The following is a 20,182-nucleotide window of genomic DNA, read 5'->3' as shown; positions in this document are numbered from 1 at the left end:
GTGGAGGTCGGTGCGGTTCACCGGCTTTCCTTCGACTTTTTGTGTTGAGACCGGATTCTAGGGCGTGCCGCGCCGGGGCGCAACACGCAGCCCGCTTACACGCAACACGCCGGCACGCTAACACGCTATTCGGGGCTAAAGCCGCTTCCCATGGGGGACTACGAAGCCGCCGTGGGAAGCCTGCTTGCAAGCGAATGGGCCAACGCCGGGGGTCGCATTCGCCAGCAAGCGGGTCTCCCACAGCCGCCCTGTCGCCACCTCTGAATTCATCTTCCCGCGCCCGCCCTTCACTTCACCTGCTGTTTGCCCAGCTTGCGGGCCAGGGTGCGGCGATGCATGCCGAGGCGACGCGCGGTTTCGGAAATGTTGAACCCGGTTTCCGCCAGGGTTTCGTGGATGCGCTCCCACTCCAGGGTCTTGATCGAGGTCGGGCGGCCCACTACTTCCACCTCGGTGCTGCCGTCGGCACGGTGAAACGCGGCTTCGATGTCGTCGGTGTTGGAGGGCTTGGCGAGGTAATGGCAGGCGCCGAGCTTCACCGCCTCCACCGCGGTGGCGATACTGGCATAACCGGTCAGCACCACGATCAGCATGTCCTCATCGTGGGCATGCAAGGCCTGGACGCAGGATAGCCCGGAGGCTTCCCCTTTCAGCTTGAGATCCACCACCGCGTACCGGGGTGAGTGGCTCTCCAGCAACGTCATCATCGATTCCATGCCATCGGCACTGATCACCGCGTACCCGCGGCGCTCGAACGAGCGGGCCAGGGTGCGGGCGAACGGAGCATCGTCCTCGACAATCAACAGGGTGTCCGCGCTGTCTTCATGCGGTTCAGGCTCGTTCACCATGCTCTTCCTCCAGGGCAATCGCTGATAATGGCAACGTCAGCGTTACTTCAGCGCCTTTGTGCGGCCGATTTCGGGCGGTGAGGTTACCCCCCAGCGTACGCGCCACATTGACCACCAGGAACAGTCCCAGCCCACTGCCGGGGCGCCCTTTGGTGGATTGATAGGGACGGCCGATCCGGCCCAGCATCTCCTCGCTGAAACCCGGCCCGCGGTCCAGTACGGTCAGTATCAGGGATTCACCGTCCCGGCTGACCTGCAGGCCAACCCAGTCACGGGAGGCCTCCAGGGCGTTATCCAATACATTGCACAGGCTCTGCTTGAGGGCCGAATCGGAAACGATATCCCTATCCTCGCCAAAGGCGTTGTGATAGTCGAATCCAGTCACCGGACGGGTGGCCCGCCACTCTTCCACCAGTTCATCCAGGAAAGCGTGCACAGTGGTTTCTTCAGAGGATTCCCCCCGCGCCTCGCCAGCGGAAAGCAAAATACCACTGACGATGGACTTGCAACGCAGTACCTGGGTCTGCATCTCGGTGATCTCGTCGAGCAGATCCGGGTCGGATTTGAACACCGGCATATGGCGCCAGTCCCCCAGGATCACCGACAGCGTCGCCAGCGGCGTGCCCAGCTCATGGGCGGCACCGGACGCCAGTAACCCCATGCGGACGATGTGTTCGCCCTCGGCGGCGCGCTGACGCAGATCCGCCAGCCGCGCATCCCGCTCGCGCCGGTTGCGGGTGATACGGCTGATAAAGATCACCAGCAGCACGGCATTCAGGACAAAACAGATCAGCATCCCCTGGATATACAGGCTCAGCGGCCCGCGCTCGTAATCCGGCGGCATCACCAGGGGCAGCCCGGCGAACTCCAGCCAGACAAAACAACCCGCGGTCACCAGCAGGATGATCCAGGTGGACCACGCCTCCAGCAACACCGCCGCCAGCACCACCTGCAGCAGATACAGGAAAATAAAGGGGTTGGTGGCGCCACCACTGGCGTAAAGCTGCATCGTCAGCGTTGCCACATCCACCAGCAGCGCCAGAAACAGCTCACCGTTACTGACATCACGGCGCAGCCAGCGCAGCCGCAGCATGCTCAGCAGGTTGAAGCCGATCAACCCCGCCAGCACCGCCAGCATGAACACCATCGGCAGCGAAATGCCGAAGCCGAACCGCACCAGCAGTATGGTGCCGATCTGCCCCAGCACGGCGATCCAGCGCAGTTGGATCAACTGCTGCATGTTCTTGCGCCCGGTGGCGTCGTCGCTCTCGCGTTGCGCCGGAATCGGCTGGGGGCGTTGTACCCCCTGCGCGGCCCCCTTCGTGGCTGTCATCGTCACCCTCTCCTGAACCCGTTCAGACTTAGGAGGCCTTTGAAAAACGTCATACCGGACTACCAAGCAACGTCATGCCGGACTTGATCCGGCATCTTCCTCCACGAGCTGGTGCGTCCCAAGAGTGAGACCCGGGGCAGCCCCGGATGACAGGACGTTTCCCAGAGGCTCCTAGCGCCGTGACCGCAATTCCTCACGCAGCACGAACACAGCGCCGGCGGCCACCATCAAGGCAAGGGTATACCAGGTGATCGCATAGACCAGGTGATTATTGTGAAAAGAGACTACGGTCAGCCCGCCCACCGGCCCTTCGGACCGCTCCGGATCGGCGTCGGCATCAACGAAATACGGCGCCACCCGGGTCAGATCATGGGTTCGGGCGATGGCGGCCACATCCCGGGAGTACCAGCGGTTCTCCGCCGGGACGTTGTCCCGTAGAAAGCCGCCATCGGGCTCACTCAGGCGCAGCAGGCCGCTGACCCGCACCTCCCCTTCGGGAGTCCAGGCGCCGGCGGCGGCCTGGTCGCGCTGCTCCTGGGGAACATAGCCGCGGTTGATCAGCACCACGGTGCCGTCGTCCCGTTTCAGCGGCGCCATCACCCAGTAGCCGCTACCCAACTCGGTGCTGGCCTGGGCCAGGGAGATACGATCGGAAAGGAAAGTACCGCTGAGCTGAACATGCTGATATTCATACCCTTCGCGGCTGATTCGCGGCCAGTCGGCGGGGCCCGGAGCAGGCTCCGCCGGAGCGTCCACGCGGTGGGAAACACGTTCGATCAGATCCAGCTTCCAGGCCCGGCGCTCCACCTGCCAGTTGCCCAGGAACACCAGCCCGATGAACGCGGCCACCGCCACCAGCACCCACGCCAACCGCGCCACCCGGTGCAGGCGGCTCACGGCGGGCCGTGGGCGCGGGGTTTGGTTCACGGTCCGTGCACCGCTTCCATCAGGCCGGGCATCATGTTGACGTTAAGGTGGTACATCACCCACAACGATCCCGCCAGGGTGATGAACACCATCACCGCGGTGAAGATCAGCGCCAACATGTTCCAACCGCCTTCGGATTGGAAGTTCATGTGCAGGAAGTAAATCATATGCACCACGATCTGCACCGCGGCGAACCCCAGAATCACCAGGGCGGTGGTGCTGGAGGTCTCGAACACGCCCCCCATCACGACCCAGAACGGGATCGCGGTGAGGATCACCGACAGGATGAAGCCGATCATGTAGCTCTTGAAGTCGGCGTGCGGCAGCTCGTCGCCATGATGTTCGTGATGATGCTCGTGAACGTTGTCGTGATGCTCGCTCATACCAGCACTCCCATCAGATAAACGAAGGTGAACACGCCGATCCAGACCACGTCCAGGAAGTGCCAGAACATGGACAGACACGCCACGCGACGCTTGTTCTCCGGAATCAGACCGTGCTTGCGCAACTGGAAGCACAGGGTCACCAGCCAGACGATGCCGAAGAACACGTGCAGACCGTGGGTCCCCACCAGAGCGAAGAACGAGGTCAGGAAAGCACTGGTTTGCGGGCCCGCGCCGACATGAATCAAATGCGCGAACTCATACAGCTCCAGGCTCAGGAAGCCGACCCCGAACAAGCCGGTGATCAGCAGCCAGCCAATGGTGCCGCGCACCCGATTCTTCTGCATCTCCAACATGGCGAAGCCATAGGTGATGGAGGACAGCAGCAGCAGCGCGGTGTTCATCGCCACCAGCGGCAGGTCGAACAGCTCGGCGCCGGTGGGGCCGCCGGCGTAGCTGCGGCCCAGAACCCCGTAAGTGGCGAACAGAGAAGCGAAGATCAGACAGTCGCTCATCAGATACAGCCAGAAACCCAGCATCGTGCCCGTCTGCGGGTGATGCTCCTCGGTCTCGTGGAACTGCAGCTGCTGCCCTTGCGCTTGTTGAGTTTGAGTCGTGTCAACCATGGTTCGCGAGTACCCGTGTCCGTTCCGCTTCCACGCGCTCTACCTCTTCCACCGGAATATGGTAGTCGCGGTTGTAGTTGAAGGTGTGACCGATGGCCACCACCAGCAGCCCCAGGAAGGATACGCCGGCCAGCAGCCACATATGCCAGATCAACGCGAAACCCAGCACCGTGCTGATGCCCGCCAGAATGATCCCGGCCCCGGTGTTCTTGGGCATGTGGATCGGCAGGAAACCGCTTTCCGGACGTTTGTAGCCGTGCTGTTTCATCTGCCACCAGGCGTCCAGATCGTGCACGCGCGGGGTGAAGGCGAAGTTGTAGGCCGGCGGCGGAGAGGAAGTGGACCACTCCAGGGTACGGCCATCCCAGGGATCACCGGTCTCATCACGCAAGGATTCCCGGCGCATGAAGCTCACCACCAGTTGAATCAGGAAGGCGGCGATGCCGATGGCGATCAGCACGGCGCCAAACGCGGCCACCTGGAACCAGATCTGCAGGGACGGATCATCGAACTGGCTCATGCGACGGGTCACGCCCATCAGGCCCAGCACATACAACGGCATGAAGGCGAAATAGAAGCCAGTCAGCCAGAACCAGAACGAGACCTTGCCCCAGAACGGATCCAGCTTGAAGCCGAAGGCCTTCGGGAACCAGTAGGTAATCGCCGCCAGCATGCCGAACAGTACCCCACCGATGATCACGTTATGGAAGTGCGCGATCAGGAACAGGCTGTTATGCAGCACGAAGTCCGCCGGCGGCACCGCCAGCAACACCCCGGTCATACCACCGATGACGAAGGTGACCATGAAGCCCACGGTCCACAGCATCGGCACGTCGAAGCGGATACGGCCGCGATACATGGTGAACAGCCAGTTGAACACCTTGGCCCCGGTGGGGATCGAGATGATCATCGTGGTGATGCCGAAGAACGAGTTCACACTGGCCCCCGACCCCATGGTGAAGAAGTGGTGCAGCCATACCAGGTAGGACAGCACGGTGATCACCACGGTGGCGTAGACCATGGAGGCATAGCCGAACAAACGCTTGCCGGAGTAAGTGGACACGATCTCGGAGAACACACCGAATGCCGGCAGAATCAGGATGTACACCTCGGGGTGACCCCAAATCCAGATAAGATTGATGTACATCATGGCGTTGCCACCCAGATCTTCGGTAAAAAAGTTGGTACCGAGATAGCGGTCCAGGGTCAGCATCGCCAACACGGCGGTCAGCACCGGGAAAGCGGCCACGATGAGCACGTTGGTGCAGAGAGCAGTCCAGGTGAACACCGGCATCTTCATCATGGTCATACCCGGCGCCCGCATCTTGACGATGGTCACCAACAGGTTCACGCCCGATAGGAGGGTACCGACACCCGCAATCTGCAAGGCCCATATGTAGTAGTCCACCCCGACTCCGGGACTCTTGTCTATACCCGCTAGTGGGGGATAGGCGAGCCAGCCGGTCTTGGCGAATTCACCGATGAACAGGGACACCATGACCAGCACGGCACCGGAGGTGGTCATCCAGAAAGAGAAGTTATTCAGGAACGGGAAGGCCACGTCGCGGGCCCCGATCTGCAACGGCACCACGTAGTTCATGATGCCGGTGACCAGAGGCATGGCGACGAAGAAGATCATGATCACGCCGTGGGCGGTGAAGATCTGATCATAGTGATCCGGTGGCAGGTAGCCGGCGGAGTCACCGAAGGCCCAGGCCTGCTGGATACGCATCATGATGGCATCGGCGAAGCCGCGCAGCAGCATCACCAGAGCCAGAATGATGTACATGATGCCGATCTTTTTATGGTCAATGCTGGTGAACCATTCCCGCCACAGGTAACCCCACAGGCGGAAATAGGTCAGAGCCACCAGCAACGCGATACCACCAAGGATCACCGCGGCGAACGTGGCGATCAGGATCGGCTCATGATAGGGAATCGCCTCCCAGGTGAGGCGACCGAAAATGAGCTTGGTCAGGTCGATTTGATCAAACATTTTGCATACCGACGCCCAAGGCGCTTCATGAAAGGTGTATCGGAACGATGGAAGACCGCGTCATTCCATCACTGATGCTGTTCGTGCCCGTGGCCAGCGGCGGGATCACCATGGCCTTCATGGCCGTCGTCCTTGCCGACATTGCCGCCGCCATGACCGCCATGACCAAACATCATCATGTCTTTCATACACATGGTGCCGGGCTCCACGCAGAGATTCAGAATCGCGTCGTAGAGTGTGGGATCCACATCGGCATAGTAGTGTACGGGCTCGCGCTCGCTCGGCTTCTCCAGCTCCCGATAAACGTCGCGGTCCAGGGTATCGCCCTCGGCGGCCACTTTCGCCACCCACTCGCCGAAGTCGGCGTCGCTCATGCCGTGGAACTTGAAGCGCATGTGCGAGAAACCGGCACCGCTGTAGTTGGCGGAGAAACCGTCGTAAATCCCCTCTTCGTTGATCACCCCATGCAGCTTGGTTTCCATACCCGCCATGGCGTAGATCTGTCCGGCCAAGGCCGGGATGAAGAAGGAATTCATGGTGGACGAGGAGGTGATCTTGAAGCGGATCGGGCGATCCACCGGCGCCGCCAGTTCATTGACCGTGGCGATGCCCTGCTCCGGGTAAAAGAACAGCCATTTCCAGTCCAGGGAGACCACTTCCACCACCAGCGGCTCCACGCCCTCCGGTACCGGTTGACCCGGTCCGATGCGGTCCAATGGACGGTAAGGGTCCAATTTGTGGGTGCTGACGTAGGTCATCGCCCCCAGGGCGATGATGATCAACAGCGGCACACCCCAGATCACCAGTTCCAACACCGTGGAATGGTCCCAATCCGGCTTGTAGGTCGCTTCCTTGTTGGAAGAACGGTAGCGCCAGGCGAACAACAGAGTAAGGATGATGACGGGCACGATCACCAGAAGCATCAACACCGTGGCCCAGACGATCAGGTCACGTTGTTGGGCGGCCACATCACCGGATGGTGACATGACCACTGCATCACACCCCGCCAGCAAAGCGACGGCGGCGGCCAGTGACAGCCCGCGTACTAGCTTGAGAATTGGCATTGCCGAGTATTGTAAGTAGTCCAGGGTGCCGCGCACTGTACGCCTCCAGCCCGGAATGTTGAATTGGACATTTTGTCCAATGGTGTCACGATATCGAGAAAGTGATTATGATCGGTTGGACTTGATTTGGTGAGGTACAGCAATGATAACAACTAACGATTCCGCCGCCGTGTCCTCCTACTCTTCCGCTCCGGAAGTCCATCAACCGGTGGCGCCGAACGAGATCGCGGTGGGGGTGGTGATCGGCCGCACCTCAGAGTACTTCGACTTCTTTGTTTATGGAATAGCCTCGGTTCTGGTGTTTCCGTCGGTGTTTTTTCCCTTCGCCGGCCGCCTCGAGGGCTTGCTGTACGCCTTCACCATATTTTCCTTCGCTTTCATCGCCCGCCCCTTCGGCACCGCGCTGTTCATGACCATCCAGCGCCACTGGGGCCGCAGCGTCAAACTGACCGCCGCCCTGTTCCTGCTCGGCACCGCCACCGCCGGCATCGCCTTCCTGCCCGGCCACGCGGTGCTGGGCGGCTATGCCATCCTGGTGTTGTCGCTGCTGCGCATCTTGCAGGGCCTGGCCCTGGGCGGGTCCTGGGACGGCTTGCCCTCGTTGCTGGCGCTGAACACGCCGAAAAACCGCCGCTCGCGCTTCGCCATGATCGGCCAGTTGGGCGCCCCCATCGGTTTCCTGGTGGCCAGCGTCCTGTTCCTGTTTCTCTACATGAGTCTGTCCACCGAGGATTTCCTCGGCTGGGGCTGGCGCTATCCGTTCTTCGTGGCGTTCGCCATCAACGTGGTGGCCCTGTTCGCCCGCCTGCGGCTGGTGCTGACCCATGAGTACACCGCGGCGCTGGAGGAGAGCGAGCTGGAGCCGCTGAGCACGCGCAAAATGTTGCAAGAGCAGGGCTACAATATCTTCATCGGCGCCTTTGCCGCTCTGGCCAGCTATGCCCTGTTCCATCTGGTGACCATCTTCCCGTTGTCCTGGATCGTGCTGAACGGCTCTCAGAATGTGCCGGACGTGCTGATCGTGCAGGCCATCGGGGCGATCCTGGCGATTTTCGGCACCATCGCTTCCGGCTGGATCGCGGAGCGGATCGGCAAACGCACCACCGTCGGCTCGCTGGCGGTGCTGATCGGGATTTTCAGTCTGTTCACGCCGTTACTGATGAACGGTAACGCGGTACAGCAGGACATTTTCATTCTGGTCGGCTTCTTTCTGCTGGGTCTGTCCTACGGACAGGCGTCCGGCACCGTCACCGCCAACTTCCAGCGCCGCTTCCGCTATACCGGAGCGGCCCTGACCTCCGACTTCGCCTGGCTGTTCGGCGCCGCCTTCGCGCCGCTGGTGGCATTGGGGCTATCGGCCAAGTTCGGCCTGGCTTACGTCAGCGTTTATCTGTTGTCCGGGGTGATTTGCACACTGCTGGCGCTGCGCATCAACAAGTCATTGGAAGCGGGTTAACACCCAACAAGAATCGCGGCCCGTGGGCCAGAGGTGTCTCACAACTCGCTGGCACGCTTACACGCAACACGCCGGCACGCCAAACCCAAGGCCCGCTTGCGGGCCTTGGGGACATAATCCAAAGGAACCCCGCCATGCCGGACTTGATCCGGCATCTCCTTCTATATCCCTACCGGTCTCCCCCTCGACCCTCTGTCTCCAGAAAGCTCATTGAGCTCTCCATTGAACTCTCAAGCCCGGGATGACCGGGTGTTTTCAAGGCGTGTTAGCGTGACGGCGTGTTGCGTGTTGCGTGTTGCGTGTTGCGTGTTAGCGAGCCATGGGACAGCAGAACTCCGCCTCACTCAACTCAGCGAACCCAGCGCTTTCTTGGTGAAAATCTCGATCTCCTGCTCGCGGCCTTCCCGCATCTTCACCAGCCAGTTCGGGTCCTGCAGCAACGCCCGGCCGACGGCAATCAGATCGAACTCGTCATTCTCCATGCGTCGTTCCAGCTCCTCGATGCCCACCGGGTTGGCGGTACCGCCCATACCCTGGTTGTTGTGGCCGATGAAGTCGTCGTCCAGACCCACACTGCCCACGGACAGGGTCGGCTTACCGGTCAACTTGCGGGTCCAGCCGGCCAGATTGAGATCAGAGCCCTCGAACTCCGGCACCCAGAAACGGCGAGTGGAAGCGTGGAACAGGTCGACGCCGGCATCCACCAGCGGGGTCAGGAAGCGTTCCAGTTCCTGCGGCGTGGTGGCCAACCGGGCCTCATAATCCTGCTGCTTCCACTGGGAATACCGCAGTACGATTGCGAAGTCCTCGCCCACCGCCTCACGCACCGCGCGCACGATGTCCGCCACGAAACGCCCGCGGTTGTCCATGTTGCCGCCGTATTGGTCATCCCGCTGATTGGTGCCTTCCCAGAAGAACTGATCGAGCAGATAGCCGTGGGCCCCGTGGATTTCCACGCCGTCGAATCCCAGATCGCGGGCATGGCGGGCGGACTCGGCGAAAGACCGGATGACATCGTCGATGTCTTCCAGAGTCATGGCGTGACCGTTTTCCTTACCCGGTTTGAACAACCCGGAAGGCGAATAGCCGGGCACGTCCTTATCCGGGCCGATACCGGGCCGGCGCACCGAGCCGACATGCCAGAGCTGGGGAATAATGGCGCCGCCGGCCTGATGGACCTGGTCCACCACCCGCTTCCAGCCGGCCAAGGCCAGCTCACCATGAAAAGCCGGTACCCGCTCGTAACCATTGGCCGCCACATGGCCCACGGTGGTGCCCTCGGTGATGATCAGGCCCACTTCACCTTCCGCTCGGCGACGGTAGTAAGCGGCCACATCCTCATTGGGAATGTAATCCGGGGAAAAATTGCGCGTCATCGGCGCCATGGCCACGCGGTTACGCAGTTTCAGGGATTTGTGTTCAAACGGACGCAACAACGCATCCAGCGAGGTACTCATAACCGGTTCTCCCGAGTCGTGGCGGCCCCGGCCGCCGTCCAATTTGGTTGCAGATCGCAACCGTAAACCAGGACGGTTTCATCATGCAACCATTTTGGATAGACTGAAGACGTTCTTCCATATGCCAAATCCCTTTGGAGGGCCCGCCCGTGACCCGAAAACGCTTTGACGACCTGGATTGCTCCGTGGCCTGCGCCCTGGATCAAGTGGGGGACTGGTGGTCGTTGCTGGTGGTCAAGGAAGCCATGCTGGGCACCCGTCGTTTCGTCGACTTTCAGCAACGGCTGGGGATCGCCAAGAATATCCTCTGCAACCGTCTCAACCGGCTGGTGGACAGTGGAGTGATGAGCAAGGTGGATGCCGGCGAGCACGGCACCCGCTACGAGTACCGGCTCACCGACAAGGGCCGCGACCTGTTCACGGTGATCACCGCGCTGCGGCAATGGAGCGAGCGCTGGAACGGCAATCGGGACGATCTGCGGCTGGTGGACAGGGTCAGCGGCCATCCCATTCGCCAGCTCCACGTGGAGGGCGATGACGGCCAGCCCCTGACCGTCCGCGATGTGCGTTTTGAGGAAACCAAGGTCGGACGCTAACACACCATTCGCTGCCAAAGCAGAATCTCCCACGGATCGAACTACGAAGCCGCCGTGGGAGACCAGCTTGCTGGCGAATTACGGACCTCTGGCATTGACACATTCGCTTTCAAGCAAGCTTCCCACAGCGGCCTTGTATCTCTCCAGGCTTTGGGTTTGGCGTGCCGCGTGTACGCGTGCCAGCGAATTATGGGGCACTAGTGGTTGCGCAACCGCCATGTCATCCGAGCGCGGGAGCGTTGATCTTGGCGTCAGACGTCCGGCGTCTTAAAAGCGCGTCTCGATACGGCGGGCGGTCCAGTAATGGGAGCGCCAGTAGACATTGTCCAGCGACGAGATCATCACCCCTCTGCTGGTGGAGGCGTGCATGAAACGGCCGTGGTTCATATAGATCCCCACATGACGAACACCGCGGCCCGTGCGGAAGAACACCAAGTCACCGGTCTGCAACTGATCCTTGGCCACTTTCTCCCCCACCCTCGCCTGCTGGTCCGTGGTGCGCGGCAGGCGCACGCCCAGGCGATCATGAAAGGTCAGGAACACAAAGCCGGAGCAATCAACACCTTTGCGGGTCATCCCGCCCAGCCGGTAAGGCGTGCCTTCCCATTCCCGCAGCTGCGCGCTGAGCAAAGCGTGCACCATCCCCGGATTGGCCATATCCACGGAGTAATCCTCCATAGACACGGTCTGTTCCGGGTCCGCGTGGCCGCCCGGCTCCGGCTCGTTTCGATCTTCCACCACCACCGGCCGGCTGGCACAACCGGCCAGCAGCACGCACAACAGTATCACTCCGCTTACCAGGCGCATTCGATAGTCCGTTTCTTCCTCGTCAAAAGGGTAGCAGCGCCACCCATAACGGCACCACCGCGCCGTAGGCAACGACGATGGCCGGATGCAGCTTCTGCAACGCCCTCTGCATCAACCAATAGGAAAGGATGCTGGTAAAGACCGCCAGATAAACCAGCCGCCACCACTGCTCCCAATGCCACTGCGTCACTTCCGGTAATCGCGTCACACCCACCAGGCAGAGCAACAGGCCGGCGAACAGCAGGCTCCAGAACGTGGTGGTGGCCGCCGCCGCGGGCAGCCAGTTGCGCAAAATAGCCCCACGGGACAATACCGCGTAGCCGATCACCGCCGCGCACCCGAGCAAATAAATCTGGCTACCCGGCCGCGCCAGCAGCGCCAGCAGATCAGTGGGCGTCGGCATAATCCAGTACTGGATCACCAGATACAGCGCCAGAGCAAACACCGTCAGCGGCACCGGGTGCAGATACTCCCGGTTGGCGTACCAGGCCAGAATCGCGGTACCCGGCGGCGACAGCAGGTACAACAGAGACAACTCGATACTGCCAACGGTTCGCAGAGCCTGGAACTGGGCCCAGAAAAACACCGCCAGCAGCACGCCCAGGATCGCCCAGATCAGCAAACGGCGCGGGTTGATCGCCACCCGGGCGGCTACCGGAGCCAGCAGCAGCGCGGCGATCAGAAAGCGTACTCCGGTCAGAGGCAGCGGGTGCGCGTCCCGAACCAGATATTCCGCGGTGGGAAAGGAAGTCCCGATCAGCAACGACCACACCAGCATTTCGCCGTGCCCGGCGGCACGGGTGCGGATGCCGCTCATTCAGGCCAGGGCCAGTTCGGCACGCATCCGTTCAATCACCGCCCGGTAGTCGGTCTTGCCGAAAATGGCGGACCCGGCGACAAAAGTGTCGGCGCCGGCGCCGGCCACCTCGCGGATGTTCTTCTCCGACACGCCACCATCGACTTCCAGACGGATCGGCCGGTCCTGCTGGTCGATAAGGGCGCGCACCTGCTTGATCTTGTTCAAAGTGCCAGGGATGAACTTCTGCCCACCGAAGCCCGGGTTCACGCTCATCAGCAGGATCATGTCGAGCTTGTCCATGACATATTCCAGGCACTCCGGCGTGGTCGCCGGATTCAACACCAGCCCGGCCTGGCAACCGGCATCCCGGATCAGTTGCAGGGAGCGGTCCACATGGCGGGAGGCTTCCGGGTGAAAGGTGATCATGGAGGCACCGGCGTCGGCGAACATAGCGATCAGATCATCCACCGGCGACACCATCAGGTGCACGTCGATGGGGGCTTCGATGCCATGTTTGCGCAGTGCCTGACATACCATCGGACCGATGGTCAGATTCGGCACATAATGATTGTCCATGACGTCGAAATGAATCACGTCGGCGCCGGCGGCCAATACCGCCTCGCATTCCTCTCCCAACCGGGCAAAGTCCGCGGCCAGAATGGAAGGCGCGATCCAGGGGGTTTGCTTACCCATCGAGTTCTCCAGCACCGCCCGAACCCACGGCTCGGACGCGTAAGAATTGATCCAGTTGTTCCAGGCGCCGCGGGGTTCCAATATCCCACCACTGCCCCTGGTGATATTCACCGCTGACCCGTTCATCGGCCATGGCCGCGCGCAGCAGCGGCGCCAGCTTTTGCTCGCCGGATGCCAAGCCGTGAAACAATGCCGGATGCAGGCAGGCGATGCCCGCGTAGGTCAGCCGCGCCGCGCCATTATCCCGTACCCGGCCCTGCTCTGTTAAATGGAAATCCCCGTCCGCATGGTGCGCCGGATTGTCCACCAGCACCAAATGGGCACGGTCGGCGGCCAGGTCGCGGTTCAGGCGACTGAAATCGTAATCGGTCCAGATATCGCCATTGACCAGCGCGAACGGCTCATCGCCCAGCATCGGCAGGGCACGCAGAATACCGCCGGCGGTTTCCAGTGGAGTGCCTTCATGGGACCAGCGGATCCGCGCACCGAAGCGCTCCCCATCCCCCAACCGCGCCGGCAGCTGCTCGCCCAGCCAGCCGGTATTGATCACCAGTTCATCGAAGCCGGCACGGCTCAGCCCTTCGATCAGATGCTCGATCAACGGCTTGCCGCCCGCCTCCAGCAATGGTTTGGGCGTATGATCGGTGAGCGGCCGCATGCGATTACCATAGCCCGCCGCCAGGATCATCGCCCGCATCAGGGACACCCCCACTCGTCCAGCAACCGTCCCAGGTCCGCCAGTTCCGGGCGGCGGCCGATCACCGTGCGCAAGTAGGTGAAGAAACGGGGAACGTCCTTCACATAACCCGGCTTGCCATCCCGGTGCCGGATTCGGGAAAAGATACCGATCACCTTCAAATGACGCTGAGCCCCCATCAGATCGCACCAACGCAAGAAAAGATCGAACTCTGGCAGAGGCAACCCGGCGGCCAGGCCGCGCTGATGGTATAACCGCAGCCAGTCCAGCACCCGTGGTTCGGGCCAGTTGATAAAGGCATCCTTGAACAGGCAGATCGGGTCGTAGCTGATCGGGCCGAGCACCGCGTCCTGGAAGTCGATGACCCCCGGATTGGGTTCGGTCACCATCAGGTTGCGCGGCATATAGTCCCGGTGCACGAACACCCGGGGCTGCTCCAGAGCCGACGCCACGAGTTGGTCAAACACCCGGTTCAGACGCTCCTGCTGCTCGTCGGCGAGAGCCAAGGACCGCTCATGCGCCAGATACCATTCCGGAAACAGCGTCAGTTCCCGGCGCAACAGCGCCTCGTCATAGACCGGCAAGCCGTCAGCATCGGCATGGACCTGCATCCGCACCACGGTATCAATGGCCTGCCCGAACCAGGCATCGGCATTGCCGTCATTCAGGGTCCGCAACCAGGTATCGGTGCCGAGGTCATCCAGCAGCAGATAGCCGCGTTCCAGATCGCTGGCGCGAATCCGGGGCACGTTAACGCCAGCGGCGGCCAGCCGCCGGGCCACGTCGACAAAGGGCCGGCAGTCTTCCTGTGGCGGCGGAGCGTCCATTGCCACCAGCGAGCCCTGCTCCAGCGAATAACGAAAATAGCGGCGAAAACTGGCGTCCACGGACGCCGGCACACCTATCACCGCCTCGCCGGTCTGTTCACCGACCCACTGATCCAACGCGGACTTGCGCGGATCCCGATCATCCTTCTCTGGCTGCATTGCCCATCCCATTCGTTTACACTGCGGCGATTGACGAAGACTACCGTGTCGCCCTGTTTCCTGCCCCGAGGTGGCCCCGCCCCGAGCGCCGGCATCGGGAAACACCGGGACAAATCCCGGCCAACGGGGGCGTCCAGCGGTTTAAGACGGCCTTTTTACCTGTTCTGAGCAGCCGATGCCACTGCACTCACGACTGATGTTTTCCTGCCTGGTACTGGGGTTCGCCAGCACCGCGGCAGCCAAGGACGATCTGAACTGGGTTGACCGTGAGGCAATGAACGAGCTTCCCGAGGTGCTGCAGCGCCCCATTCCGGTGTGGTGCGGCGGTATTTATTACAATCCCCGGGTCGGCCCACGGGCGGAGACCAGCGACACCATCATCACCGCCGATCAAACCAGCGCGTCCGAGGACGGCCTGATCGAAATGAGCGGCGACGTCCTGATCGAGCAGCCCGGTTCCCGGGTGGTCACCAATTCCGCTTTGTTCGACCGCAGCAGCGGCAAATTCGAAGTGGACACCCCGTTGCGTCTGGAGTCCAACCAATTCACCTTTCTCGCCGATTCCATGAGCGGCCAGACCAGCAGCCGTCAGGTCAGCCTGGGCAATGCCCGCTATTCCCTGTTCGGCCCCGGCGCTCACGGCTCCGCCGAGTATATTGATCAGGTCAGCAACCTGACCTCGGTGTTCAACGGCACCTATACCACCTGCCCGCCCGGCTCCAACAGCTGGCGTCTCTCTGGCGAGCAGATCCTGCTGGACCGGGACAAGGGCTGGGGCGAGGCGCGCAACGTGGTGTTGCGAGTAAGAGACGTACCGCTGTTCTATCTGCCCTGGATCACCTTCCCCATCGATGACCGGCGCAAGTCGGGGTTGCTGTTTCCCACCATCAGCACCAGCGACAACGGCGGCCTGGACTTCTCCCAGCCGATCTACCTGAACCTGCACCCGCAGATGGACGCCACCGTCGCCCCGCGTTATGTGGACGGCCGTGGCGCCGGCCTGGAAACCGAGTTTCGCTACCTGAGCCGCTATGGCCAGGGGCAGGTCAGCTACGGTGTGCTGTTCCAGGACCGGGAGTTCGACGACCAGGACCGTGAGTTGGCGGCCTGGCGCCACGACGGCTCCATCGGCCGTTGGGGCCTGCACGTGGACATGAATTACGTGTCCGACGACTTCTACTTCAAGGATCTGGATACCGGCTTGCAGGTGAGTTCCCAGACCCACCTGCCACGGGTTGGGGAGCTGCGCTACTACGGCCGCACCTGGCAAGCGCTGGGCCGGCTCCAGGCCTGGCAAACCATCGACCCGACGCTGGCGGATGATCTTCACCCCTATCGCCGGCTGCCACAGCTGCAACTGACCGGCAGCCCGCATCTGGTCGGCCCGCTGCGGATGTTATGGCTCAGTGACGTCACCGCTTTCGACCGCAGCGACAAGGACACCAGCAACAACCCCACCGGAGTGCGCATGCACGCGCAACCGGCGCTGTCCGCCCGGATGGAGAACAGCTGGGGTTACGTCGAGCCCAGAGCACGCCTGTACCACACCCGCTATCAACTGGATGATGGCGGTCCCAGCGGCAGCGAACCTTCCCTCAACACCTGGGGCGCCAGCCTCGACGCCGGCATGTTCTTCGAGCGTTCCACCAACCTGTTCGGCCGTGGCTATACCCAGACCCTGGAACCCCGGGTGTTCATCAACAAGGTCGCCTACGAGAACCAGGACGATCTGCCGGATTTCGATGCCGGCGAACTGACCTTCTCCTACAACACCCTGTTCCGGGAAAACCGCTACATCGGTTATGACCGCATCGGTGATGAAGAGAAGATCGCGGTGGGCTTGACCAGCCGTTTCCTGCGCGACGACGATGGCCGCGAGCAACTGCGTCTGCGCGTCGGCCAGGGCTATTACCTGGACGACCGCAGAGTGCAACTGGACGGTGCCGGGGAAGACACCACCGACCAGACGCCGGCGGTGGCCGACATGCGATGGAACTTTGGCCGCGATTGGTACCTCTATTCCGAAGGCCAGTGGGATACCTCCGGCGGCCAGCGGCAGCGCTCCACCCTGCGGCTCGGCTACAACGACCGCGAGCGGCGGATTTTCAATCTGGGCTTCCACGACCGCCCGGAGGATAATCTGCGGCAGTCAGAGGTGGCGGCGATCTGGCCTGTCCATCGCAACTGGCGGCTGATCGGCCGCTGGATGTACGACGTTGAAAACCATCGCACCCAGGAAACCCTGGCGGGCGCGGAATACCGAAACTGCTGCTGGCGGGTACGACTGGTGAGCCAGCGGGAACTCTATGACGATGATGGGGACGGCACCCTCGAACCGGACTCCACCGTGATGTTGCAGATTGAAATGACCGGACTGGGCGGCTTTGGCGGGCGAGTGGACTCGCTGTTGGAGCGCAGCATTTCCGGATACAGGAGAGAATATGAATAGGGTTTTGTCGACGTTACTGACCTTCTGTCTGTGTCTGGGCCTGGCGGTCCATGCCCAGGCTCAGGTGCGGATCCTTGACCGCATCGTCGCGGTGGTCAACGACGGCGCCATCATGGAAAGTGAGTTGCAGTCCCGGGTTGCCGGCATTGTTGGTCAGTTCGAGGCGGACAACCGCCCTCTGCCTCCAGCCCAGGTGCTTCGCGAGCAAGTACTCGATCGCATGATCATCGAGCGCATTCAACTGCAACTGGCGGAGCGCGGTGGTATCCGCGTGGATGACGGCAGTCTCAACCAGGCGCTGACCGGCATCGCCGGGCAGAACAACATGGATCTGGAGCAGTTCGCCAGCGCGGTCCGCGCCGACGGCTACTCCTGGGCCGAGTTCCGCGAGCAAGTGCGCAACGACATGGTCATTTCCCGCCTGCAGCAGCGCTCCGTTTCCTCCCGGGTGCGTGTCACTGACCGGGAAGTGGACCGCTTCCTCAGCTCCGACCTGGGCCGGCGCATGTTCGCCGCCGACTTCCATCTTGGCCATATTCTGGTGCAAGTGCCCAGCGGCGCGTCTCCGGATCAGATCGAACAGGCCCGGAACAAAGCCGACGGCATCGTTCAGCGTCTGCGCGGCGGCGCGGACTTCGCCGAAACCGCGGTGGAACAGTCGGACGGCCCGCAAGCACTGGAAGGCGGCGATCTGGGATGGCGGCCGGCGGCCCAGTGGCCAACCCTCTTCGCCGAGACCGCCATTGATATGCAATCCGGCGATATTTCCGAGCCGCTGCGCTCCGGAGCCGGTTTTCACATCCTCAAAATGATCGAACGTCGTGGCGGCGGGGGCGAGCACGTGGTTACCCAGTACCGGGTACGGCATGTGCTGGTTCAATCCGACGCTCTGACCACCGACAATCAGGCTCGGGCCGAAGCCCGGCGCCTCCATCAACAGGTGGTCAGCGGCAGTGTCAGCCTGGCCGATGTGGCCCGCGAGCATTCCGATGACCCCGGCAGCCGCAATCAGGGCGGTGAGCTGGGATGGGTCACGCCTGGCCAGATGGTGCCGGAATTCGAGCAAATGATGGAATCCACCCCGGTGGGCCGGGTGTCCCCGGTGTTCCAAACCCAGTTCGGCTACCATTTCCTGCTGGTGGAGGAACAACGAGAGGCGGACATGAGCGACGAATTCCGCAAGATGCGCGCCCGCCAGGCTCTGCAAAAACAACGGTTCGACGAGGAACTGCAAACCTGGCTGCAGGAAAAGCGGGCGGAAGCCTACGTCGATATCCGACTGGATCAATGACCGCGCCGATCGTCATCACCAGCGGCGACCCGGCGGGTATCGGCCCGGATCTGATGCTGGATCTGCCGCGCCGCTATCCCGACACCGCCCTGGTAGTGCTGGCGGATCGGCGGGTGTTGCACGATCGCGCCCGGTCGCTGGGTTTGCAGGCCACCTGGCCACAATGGCAACCTGGCGACGCCCCACCCGCCAGCCCGGCGCTTTGGCACTGCCCCGCCGGCGCCCCCGTGACCGCCGGCCAACCGGACCCGGCCACCGCCTCCGGCACCCTGACAATGCTCGGGCGGGCCGCCCGGGGTTGCCTGGAAGGCCAGTTCTCCGCCCTGGTCACGGCACCAGTGGCCAAAAGCATCATCCGTGAAGGCGCCGATCCGGCGTTTACCGGACACACCGAGTTCTTCGCCGAGCAGGCCGGCGTGAAACAAGTCGTGATGATGCTGACCGCGAAAACCCTGCGCGTTGCCCTGGCCACCACCCATTTGCCCCTGTCCCGGGTGGCGGAGGCGATCACCGGTCCATCACTGGAAACCACTCTGCACATCCTGTGCCAGGACCTGCGCGACAAATTCGCCATCGATTCGCCCCGCATCCTGGTCCTGGGGCTGAACCCTCACGCCGGTGAAGGCGGCCACCTGGGACGGGAAGAAATCGAGATCATCGAGCCGGCGCTGACGCGCCTGCGCCAGCAGGGCCTGAGCCTCACCGGCCCGGTGCCGGCCGACACCGCCTTCCAGCCGGCATTGCTGGCGCAACACGACGCGGTGCTGGCCATGTACCATGACCAGGGCCTGCCGGTGCTCAAATACGCCGGCTTCGGCGAAGCCGTGAACATCACCCTGGGGTTGCCGTTCATCCGCACGTCGGTGGACCACGGCACCGCCTTCGATCTGGCCGGCAGCGGACGTATCCGGGCCGGCAGCTTGCACGCCGCCATCGACCTGGCTCTGGAACTGGTGGAGAAACGTTCCTCATGACCGAACATCGCGCCCGCAAACGCTTCGGGCAGCACTTTCTGCATGACCCGGGCATTATTGATCGCCTGGTCCGCACAGTGGCCCCGATCGCCGGCCAGAAGCTGGTGGAAATCGGCCCCGGACGCGGCGCGCTCACCTATCCACTACTGGAGCAGGTGGCGCACCTGGACGTGGTGGAGTTGGACCGGGATCTGATCCACCTGCTGCGCGAGGCGGTACCCGAGGAACGCCTGACCATCCATCAGGCGGATGCCCTGCGTTTCGACTTTCGCCCCCTGGCCGGCGCCCTCAAGCTGCGGGTGGTGGGCAATTTGCCGTACAATATTTCAACTCCCTTGATCTTCCACTTGCTGGAGCAGGCGGAAATCATCAGCGACATGACATTCATGTTGCAAAAAGAGGTGGTGGACCGGCTCACCGCGGCCCCCGGCACCAGTGATTACGGCCGGCTGTCGGTGATGGTGCAATACCACTGTCAGGCGGATTATCTGTTCTTCGTGCCCCCGGGCGCGTTCCAGCCACCGCCCAAGGTGGACTCCGCCGTGGTCAGATTGACTCCGCACACCACCGCGCCCTGGCCGGCCCGGGACCCGGTCCATCTTGGCAAACTGGTCAACCAGGCCTTCACCCAACGCCGCAAGGCGGTGCGCAATGCGCTGAAGACTCTGGTGGAACCGGACACTTTCGATGCCTTGGGCATCGACCCTGGCCTGCGCCCCGATCATCTTTCGGTGGCGGATTACGTCGCGCTGGCCAACGCCACCGGCTGACGGCGGGGAATACCGCCCGCCGGGGCTCCG

19 protein-coding genes are annotated in these 20,182 nt (G+C 62.3%); 6 read left to right on the top strand and 13 right to left on the bottom strand.

Annotation, left to right across the window (positions count from 1 at the left end; all coding sequences use genetic code 11):
* Window positions 1-287 precede the first annotated feature (287 nt).
* The 7 genes from A6D6_RS04500 to cyoA all read right to left on the bottom strand — a co-directional run bounded on the left by A6D6_RS04500 (window position 288) and on the right by cyoA (window position 7,213).
* On the bottom strand, window positions 288-848 hold the full coding sequence (locus tag A6D6_RS04500; protein ID WP_133491959.1) for a response regulator transcription factor: 561 nt from the start codon (window positions 846-848) through the stop codon (window positions 288-290).
* On the bottom strand, window positions 832-2,181 hold the full coding sequence (locus tag A6D6_RS04495; RefSeq protein WP_133491958.1) for an ATP-binding protein: 1,350 nt from the start codon (window positions 2,179-2,181) through the stop codon (window positions 832-834). Before A6D6_RS04495 ends, A6D6_RS04500 begins: the two co-directional genes overlap by 17 nt.
* Before the next feature lie 171 nt (window positions 2,182-2,352).
* The gene (locus A6D6_RS04490; protein WP_236563984.1) at window positions 2,353-3,108 is read right to left on the bottom strand and encodes an SURF1 family protein; all 756 of its coding nucleotides are present in this window, start codon (window positions 3,106-3,108) and stop codon (window positions 2,353-2,355) included.
* Entirely contained in the window at window positions 3,105-3,491 is a 387-nt protein-coding gene (gene cyoD / locus A6D6_RS04485; protein WP_133491957.1) for a cytochrome o ubiquinol oxidase subunit IV, read from the bottom strand. Before cyoD ends, A6D6_RS04490 begins: the two co-directional genes overlap by 4 nt.
* A complete protein-coding gene (gene cyoC, locus A6D6_RS04480) occupies window positions 3,488-4,117 on the bottom strand; it encodes a cytochrome o ubiquinol oxidase subunit III (RefSeq protein ID WP_159660056.1) in 630 nt (209 codons plus the stop codon). The genes cyoD and cyoC overlap by 4 nt, the downstream gene beginning before the upstream one ends.
* Window positions 4,110-6,113 (bottom strand): cytochrome o ubiquinol oxidase subunit I, encoded by a 2,004-nt coding sequence (cyoB, locus tag A6D6_RS04475; protein ID WP_133491955.1) that lies wholly within the window; start codon window positions 6,111-6,113, stop codon window positions 4,110-4,112. Before cyoB ends, cyoC begins: the two co-directional genes overlap by 8 nt.
* Before the next feature lie 68 nt (window positions 6,114-6,181).
* Window positions 6,182-7,213: a ubiquinol oxidase subunit II gene (cyoA, locus tag A6D6_RS04470; RefSeq protein ID WP_236563983.1), complete on the bottom strand. Its 1,032-nt coding sequence runs from the start codon at window positions 7,211-7,213 to the stop codon at window positions 6,182-6,184.
* 106 nt (window positions 7,214-7,319) lie between these two features.
* On the opposite strand from cyoA, the gene A6D6_RS04465 reads away from it, so the two are divergent.
* Window positions 7,320-8,633 (top strand): MFS transporter, encoded by a 1,314-nt coding sequence (locus tag A6D6_RS04465; RefSeq protein WP_159660055.1) that lies wholly within the window; start codon window positions 7,320-7,322, stop codon window positions 8,631-8,633.
* Window positions 8,634-8,977: 344 nt separating this feature from the next.
* Here the strand turns inward: A6D6_RS04465 and A6D6_RS04460 are convergent, their stop codons facing one another.
* Window positions 8,978-10,090, bottom strand: a complete 1,113-nt coding sequence (locus tag A6D6_RS04460) for an NADH:flavin oxidoreductase (RefSeq protein ID WP_159660054.1) — start codon at window positions 10,088-10,090, stop codon at window positions 8,978-8,980.
* Between the two features lie 149 nt (window positions 10,091-10,239).
* On the opposite strand from A6D6_RS04460, the gene A6D6_RS04455 reads away from it, so the two are divergent.
* Window positions 10,240-10,686, top strand: a complete 447-nt coding sequence (locus tag A6D6_RS04455; RefSeq protein WP_133491952.1) for a winged helix-turn-helix transcriptional regulator — start codon at window positions 10,240-10,242, stop codon at window positions 10,684-10,686.
* A gap of 267 nt (window positions 10,687-10,953) precedes the next feature.
* Here A6D6_RS04455 and A6D6_RS04450 read toward each other — a convergent pair whose 3' ends face one another.
* Genes A6D6_RS04450 through A6D6_RS04430 form a run of 5 tightly spaced genes read right to left on the bottom strand, consistent with a single transcriptional unit; the run spans window position 10,954 to window position 14,668 of the window.
* Complete coding sequence (locus A6D6_RS04450; RefSeq protein ID WP_133491951.1) at window positions 10,954-11,493, bottom strand: C40 family peptidase; 540 nt, start codon at window positions 11,491-11,493, stop codon at window positions 10,954-10,956.
* A 22-nt stretch (window positions 11,494-11,515) separates the two neighbouring features.
* Window positions 11,516-12,310 (bottom strand): EamA family transporter, encoded by a 795-nt coding sequence (locus A6D6_RS04445; protein WP_159660053.1) that lies wholly within the window; start codon window positions 12,308-12,310, stop codon window positions 11,516-11,518.
* The gene (gene rpe / locus A6D6_RS04440) at window positions 12,311-12,985 is read right to left on the bottom strand and encodes a ribulose-phosphate 3-epimerase (protein ID WP_133491949.1); all 675 of its coding nucleotides are present in this window, start codon (window positions 12,983-12,985) and stop codon (window positions 12,311-12,313) included.
* Window positions 12,978-13,682 carry an N-acetylmuramate alpha-1-phosphate uridylyltransferase MurU gene (gene murU, locus A6D6_RS04435; RefSeq protein WP_159660052.1) on the bottom strand — a complete coding sequence of 235 codons (705 nt, stop codon included), beginning with the start codon at window positions 13,680-13,682 and terminating at the stop codon, window positions 12,978-12,980. The genes rpe and murU overlap by 8 nt, the downstream gene beginning before the upstream one ends.
* Complete coding sequence (locus A6D6_RS04430; RefSeq protein WP_133491947.1) at window positions 13,682-14,668, bottom strand: aminoglycoside phosphotransferase family protein; 987 nt, start codon at window positions 14,666-14,668, stop codon at window positions 13,682-13,684. Before A6D6_RS04430 ends, murU begins: the two co-directional genes overlap by 1 nt.
* Before the next feature lie 175 nt (window positions 14,669-14,843).
* On the opposite strand from A6D6_RS04430, the gene A6D6_RS04425 reads away from it, so the two are divergent.
* From A6D6_RS04425 to rsmA, 4 genes are read left to right on the top strand one after another with little or no spacing between them, the layout of a single operon-like run.
* Window positions 14,844-17,117, top strand: a complete 2,274-nt coding sequence (locus A6D6_RS04425; RefSeq protein ID WP_236563982.1) for an LPS-assembly protein LptD — start codon at window positions 14,844-14,846, stop codon at window positions 17,115-17,117.
* The gene (locus tag A6D6_RS04420) at window positions 17,110-18,408 is read left to right on the top strand and encodes a peptidylprolyl isomerase (protein WP_133491946.1); all 1,299 of its coding nucleotides are present in this window, start codon (window positions 17,110-17,112) and stop codon (window positions 18,406-18,408) included. Before A6D6_RS04425 ends, A6D6_RS04420 begins: the two co-directional genes overlap by 8 nt.
* Window positions 18,405-19,382: a 4-hydroxythreonine-4-phosphate dehydrogenase PdxA gene (gene pdxA, locus A6D6_RS04415; RefSeq protein ID WP_133491945.1), complete on the top strand. Its 978-nt coding sequence runs from the start codon at window positions 18,405-18,407 to the stop codon at window positions 19,380-19,382. The genes A6D6_RS04420 and pdxA overlap by 4 nt, the downstream gene beginning before the upstream one ends.
* Complete coding sequence (gene rsmA / locus A6D6_RS04410; protein WP_133491944.1) at window positions 19,379-20,152, top strand: 16S rRNA (adenine(1518)-N(6)/adenine(1519)-N(6))-dimethyltransferase RsmA; 774 nt, start codon at window positions 19,379-19,381, stop codon at window positions 20,150-20,152. The genes pdxA and rsmA overlap by 4 nt, the downstream gene beginning before the upstream one ends.
* Window positions 20,153-20,182 lie beyond the last annotated feature (30 nt).

The organism is Alcanivorax xiamenensis (assembly GCF_009846745.1).
In the GTDB taxonomy this organism is placed as follows: Bacteria; Pseudomonadota; Gammaproteobacteria; order Pseudomonadales; family Alcanivoracaceae; genus Alloalcanivorax; species Alloalcanivorax xiamenensis.
Note: the sequence above shows the minus strand (reverse complement) of the source record. Positions and strands in the feature narration are given on the sequence as shown.

Coding starts and splice junctions, on each gene's coding strand:
- cyoC (WP_159660056.1), bottom strand. CDS start 4,117: ATGGTTGACACGACTCAAACTCAACAAGCGCAAGGGCAGCAGCTGCAG.
- A6D6_RS04495 (WP_133491958.1), bottom strand. CDS start 2,181: ATGACAGCCACGAAGGGGGCCGCGCAGGGGGTACAACGCCCCCAGCCG.
- A6D6_RS04465 (WP_159660055.1), top strand. CDS start 7,320: ATGATAACAACTAACGATTCCGCCGCCGTGTCCTCCTACTCTTCCGCT.
- A6D6_RS04430 (WP_133491947.1), bottom strand. CDS start 14,668: ATGCAGCCAGAGAAGGATGATCGGGATCCGCGCAAGTCCGCGTTGGAT.
- A6D6_RS04500 (WP_133491959.1), bottom strand. CDS start 848: ATGGTGAACGAGCCTGAACCGCATGAAGACAGCGCGGACACCCTGTTG.
- pdxA (WP_133491945.1), top strand. CDS start 18,405: ATGACCGCGCCGATCGTCATCACCAGCGGCGACCCGGCGGGTATCGGC.
- cyoB (WP_133491955.1), bottom strand. CDS start 6,113: ATGTTTGATCAAATCGACCTGACCAAGCTCATTTTCGGTCGCCTCACC.
- rsmA (WP_133491944.1), top strand. CDS start 19,379: ATGACCGAACATCGCGCCCGCAAACGCTTCGGGCAGCACTTTCTGCAT.
- A6D6_RS04450 (WP_133491951.1), bottom strand. CDS start 11,493: ATGCGCCTGGTAAGCGGAGTGATACTGTTGTGCGTGCTGCTGGCCGGT.
- A6D6_RS04420 (WP_133491946.1), top strand. CDS start 17,110: ATGAATAGGGTTTTGTCGACGTTACTGACCTTCTGTCTGTGTCTGGGC.
- A6D6_RS04460 (WP_159660054.1), bottom strand. CDS start 10,090: ATGAGTACCTCGCTGGATGCGTTGTTGCGTCCGTTTGAACACAAATCC.
- A6D6_RS04425 (WP_236563982.1), top strand. CDS start 14,844: ATGCCACTGCACTCACGACTGATGTTTTCCTGCCTGGTACTGGGGTTC.
- cyoD (WP_133491957.1), bottom strand. CDS start 3,491: ATGAGCGAGCATCACGACAACGTTCACGAGCATCATCACGAACATCAT.
- rpe (WP_133491949.1), bottom strand. CDS start 12,985: ATGGGTAAGCAAACCCCCTGGATCGCGCCTTCCATTCTGGCCGCGGAC.
- A6D6_RS04445 (WP_159660053.1), bottom strand. CDS start 12,310: ATGAGCGGCATCCGCACCCGTGCCGCCGGGCACGGCGAAATGCTGGTG.
- murU (WP_159660052.1), bottom strand. CDS start 13,682: ATGCGGGCGATGATCCTGGCGGCGGGCTATGGTAATCGCATGCGGCCG.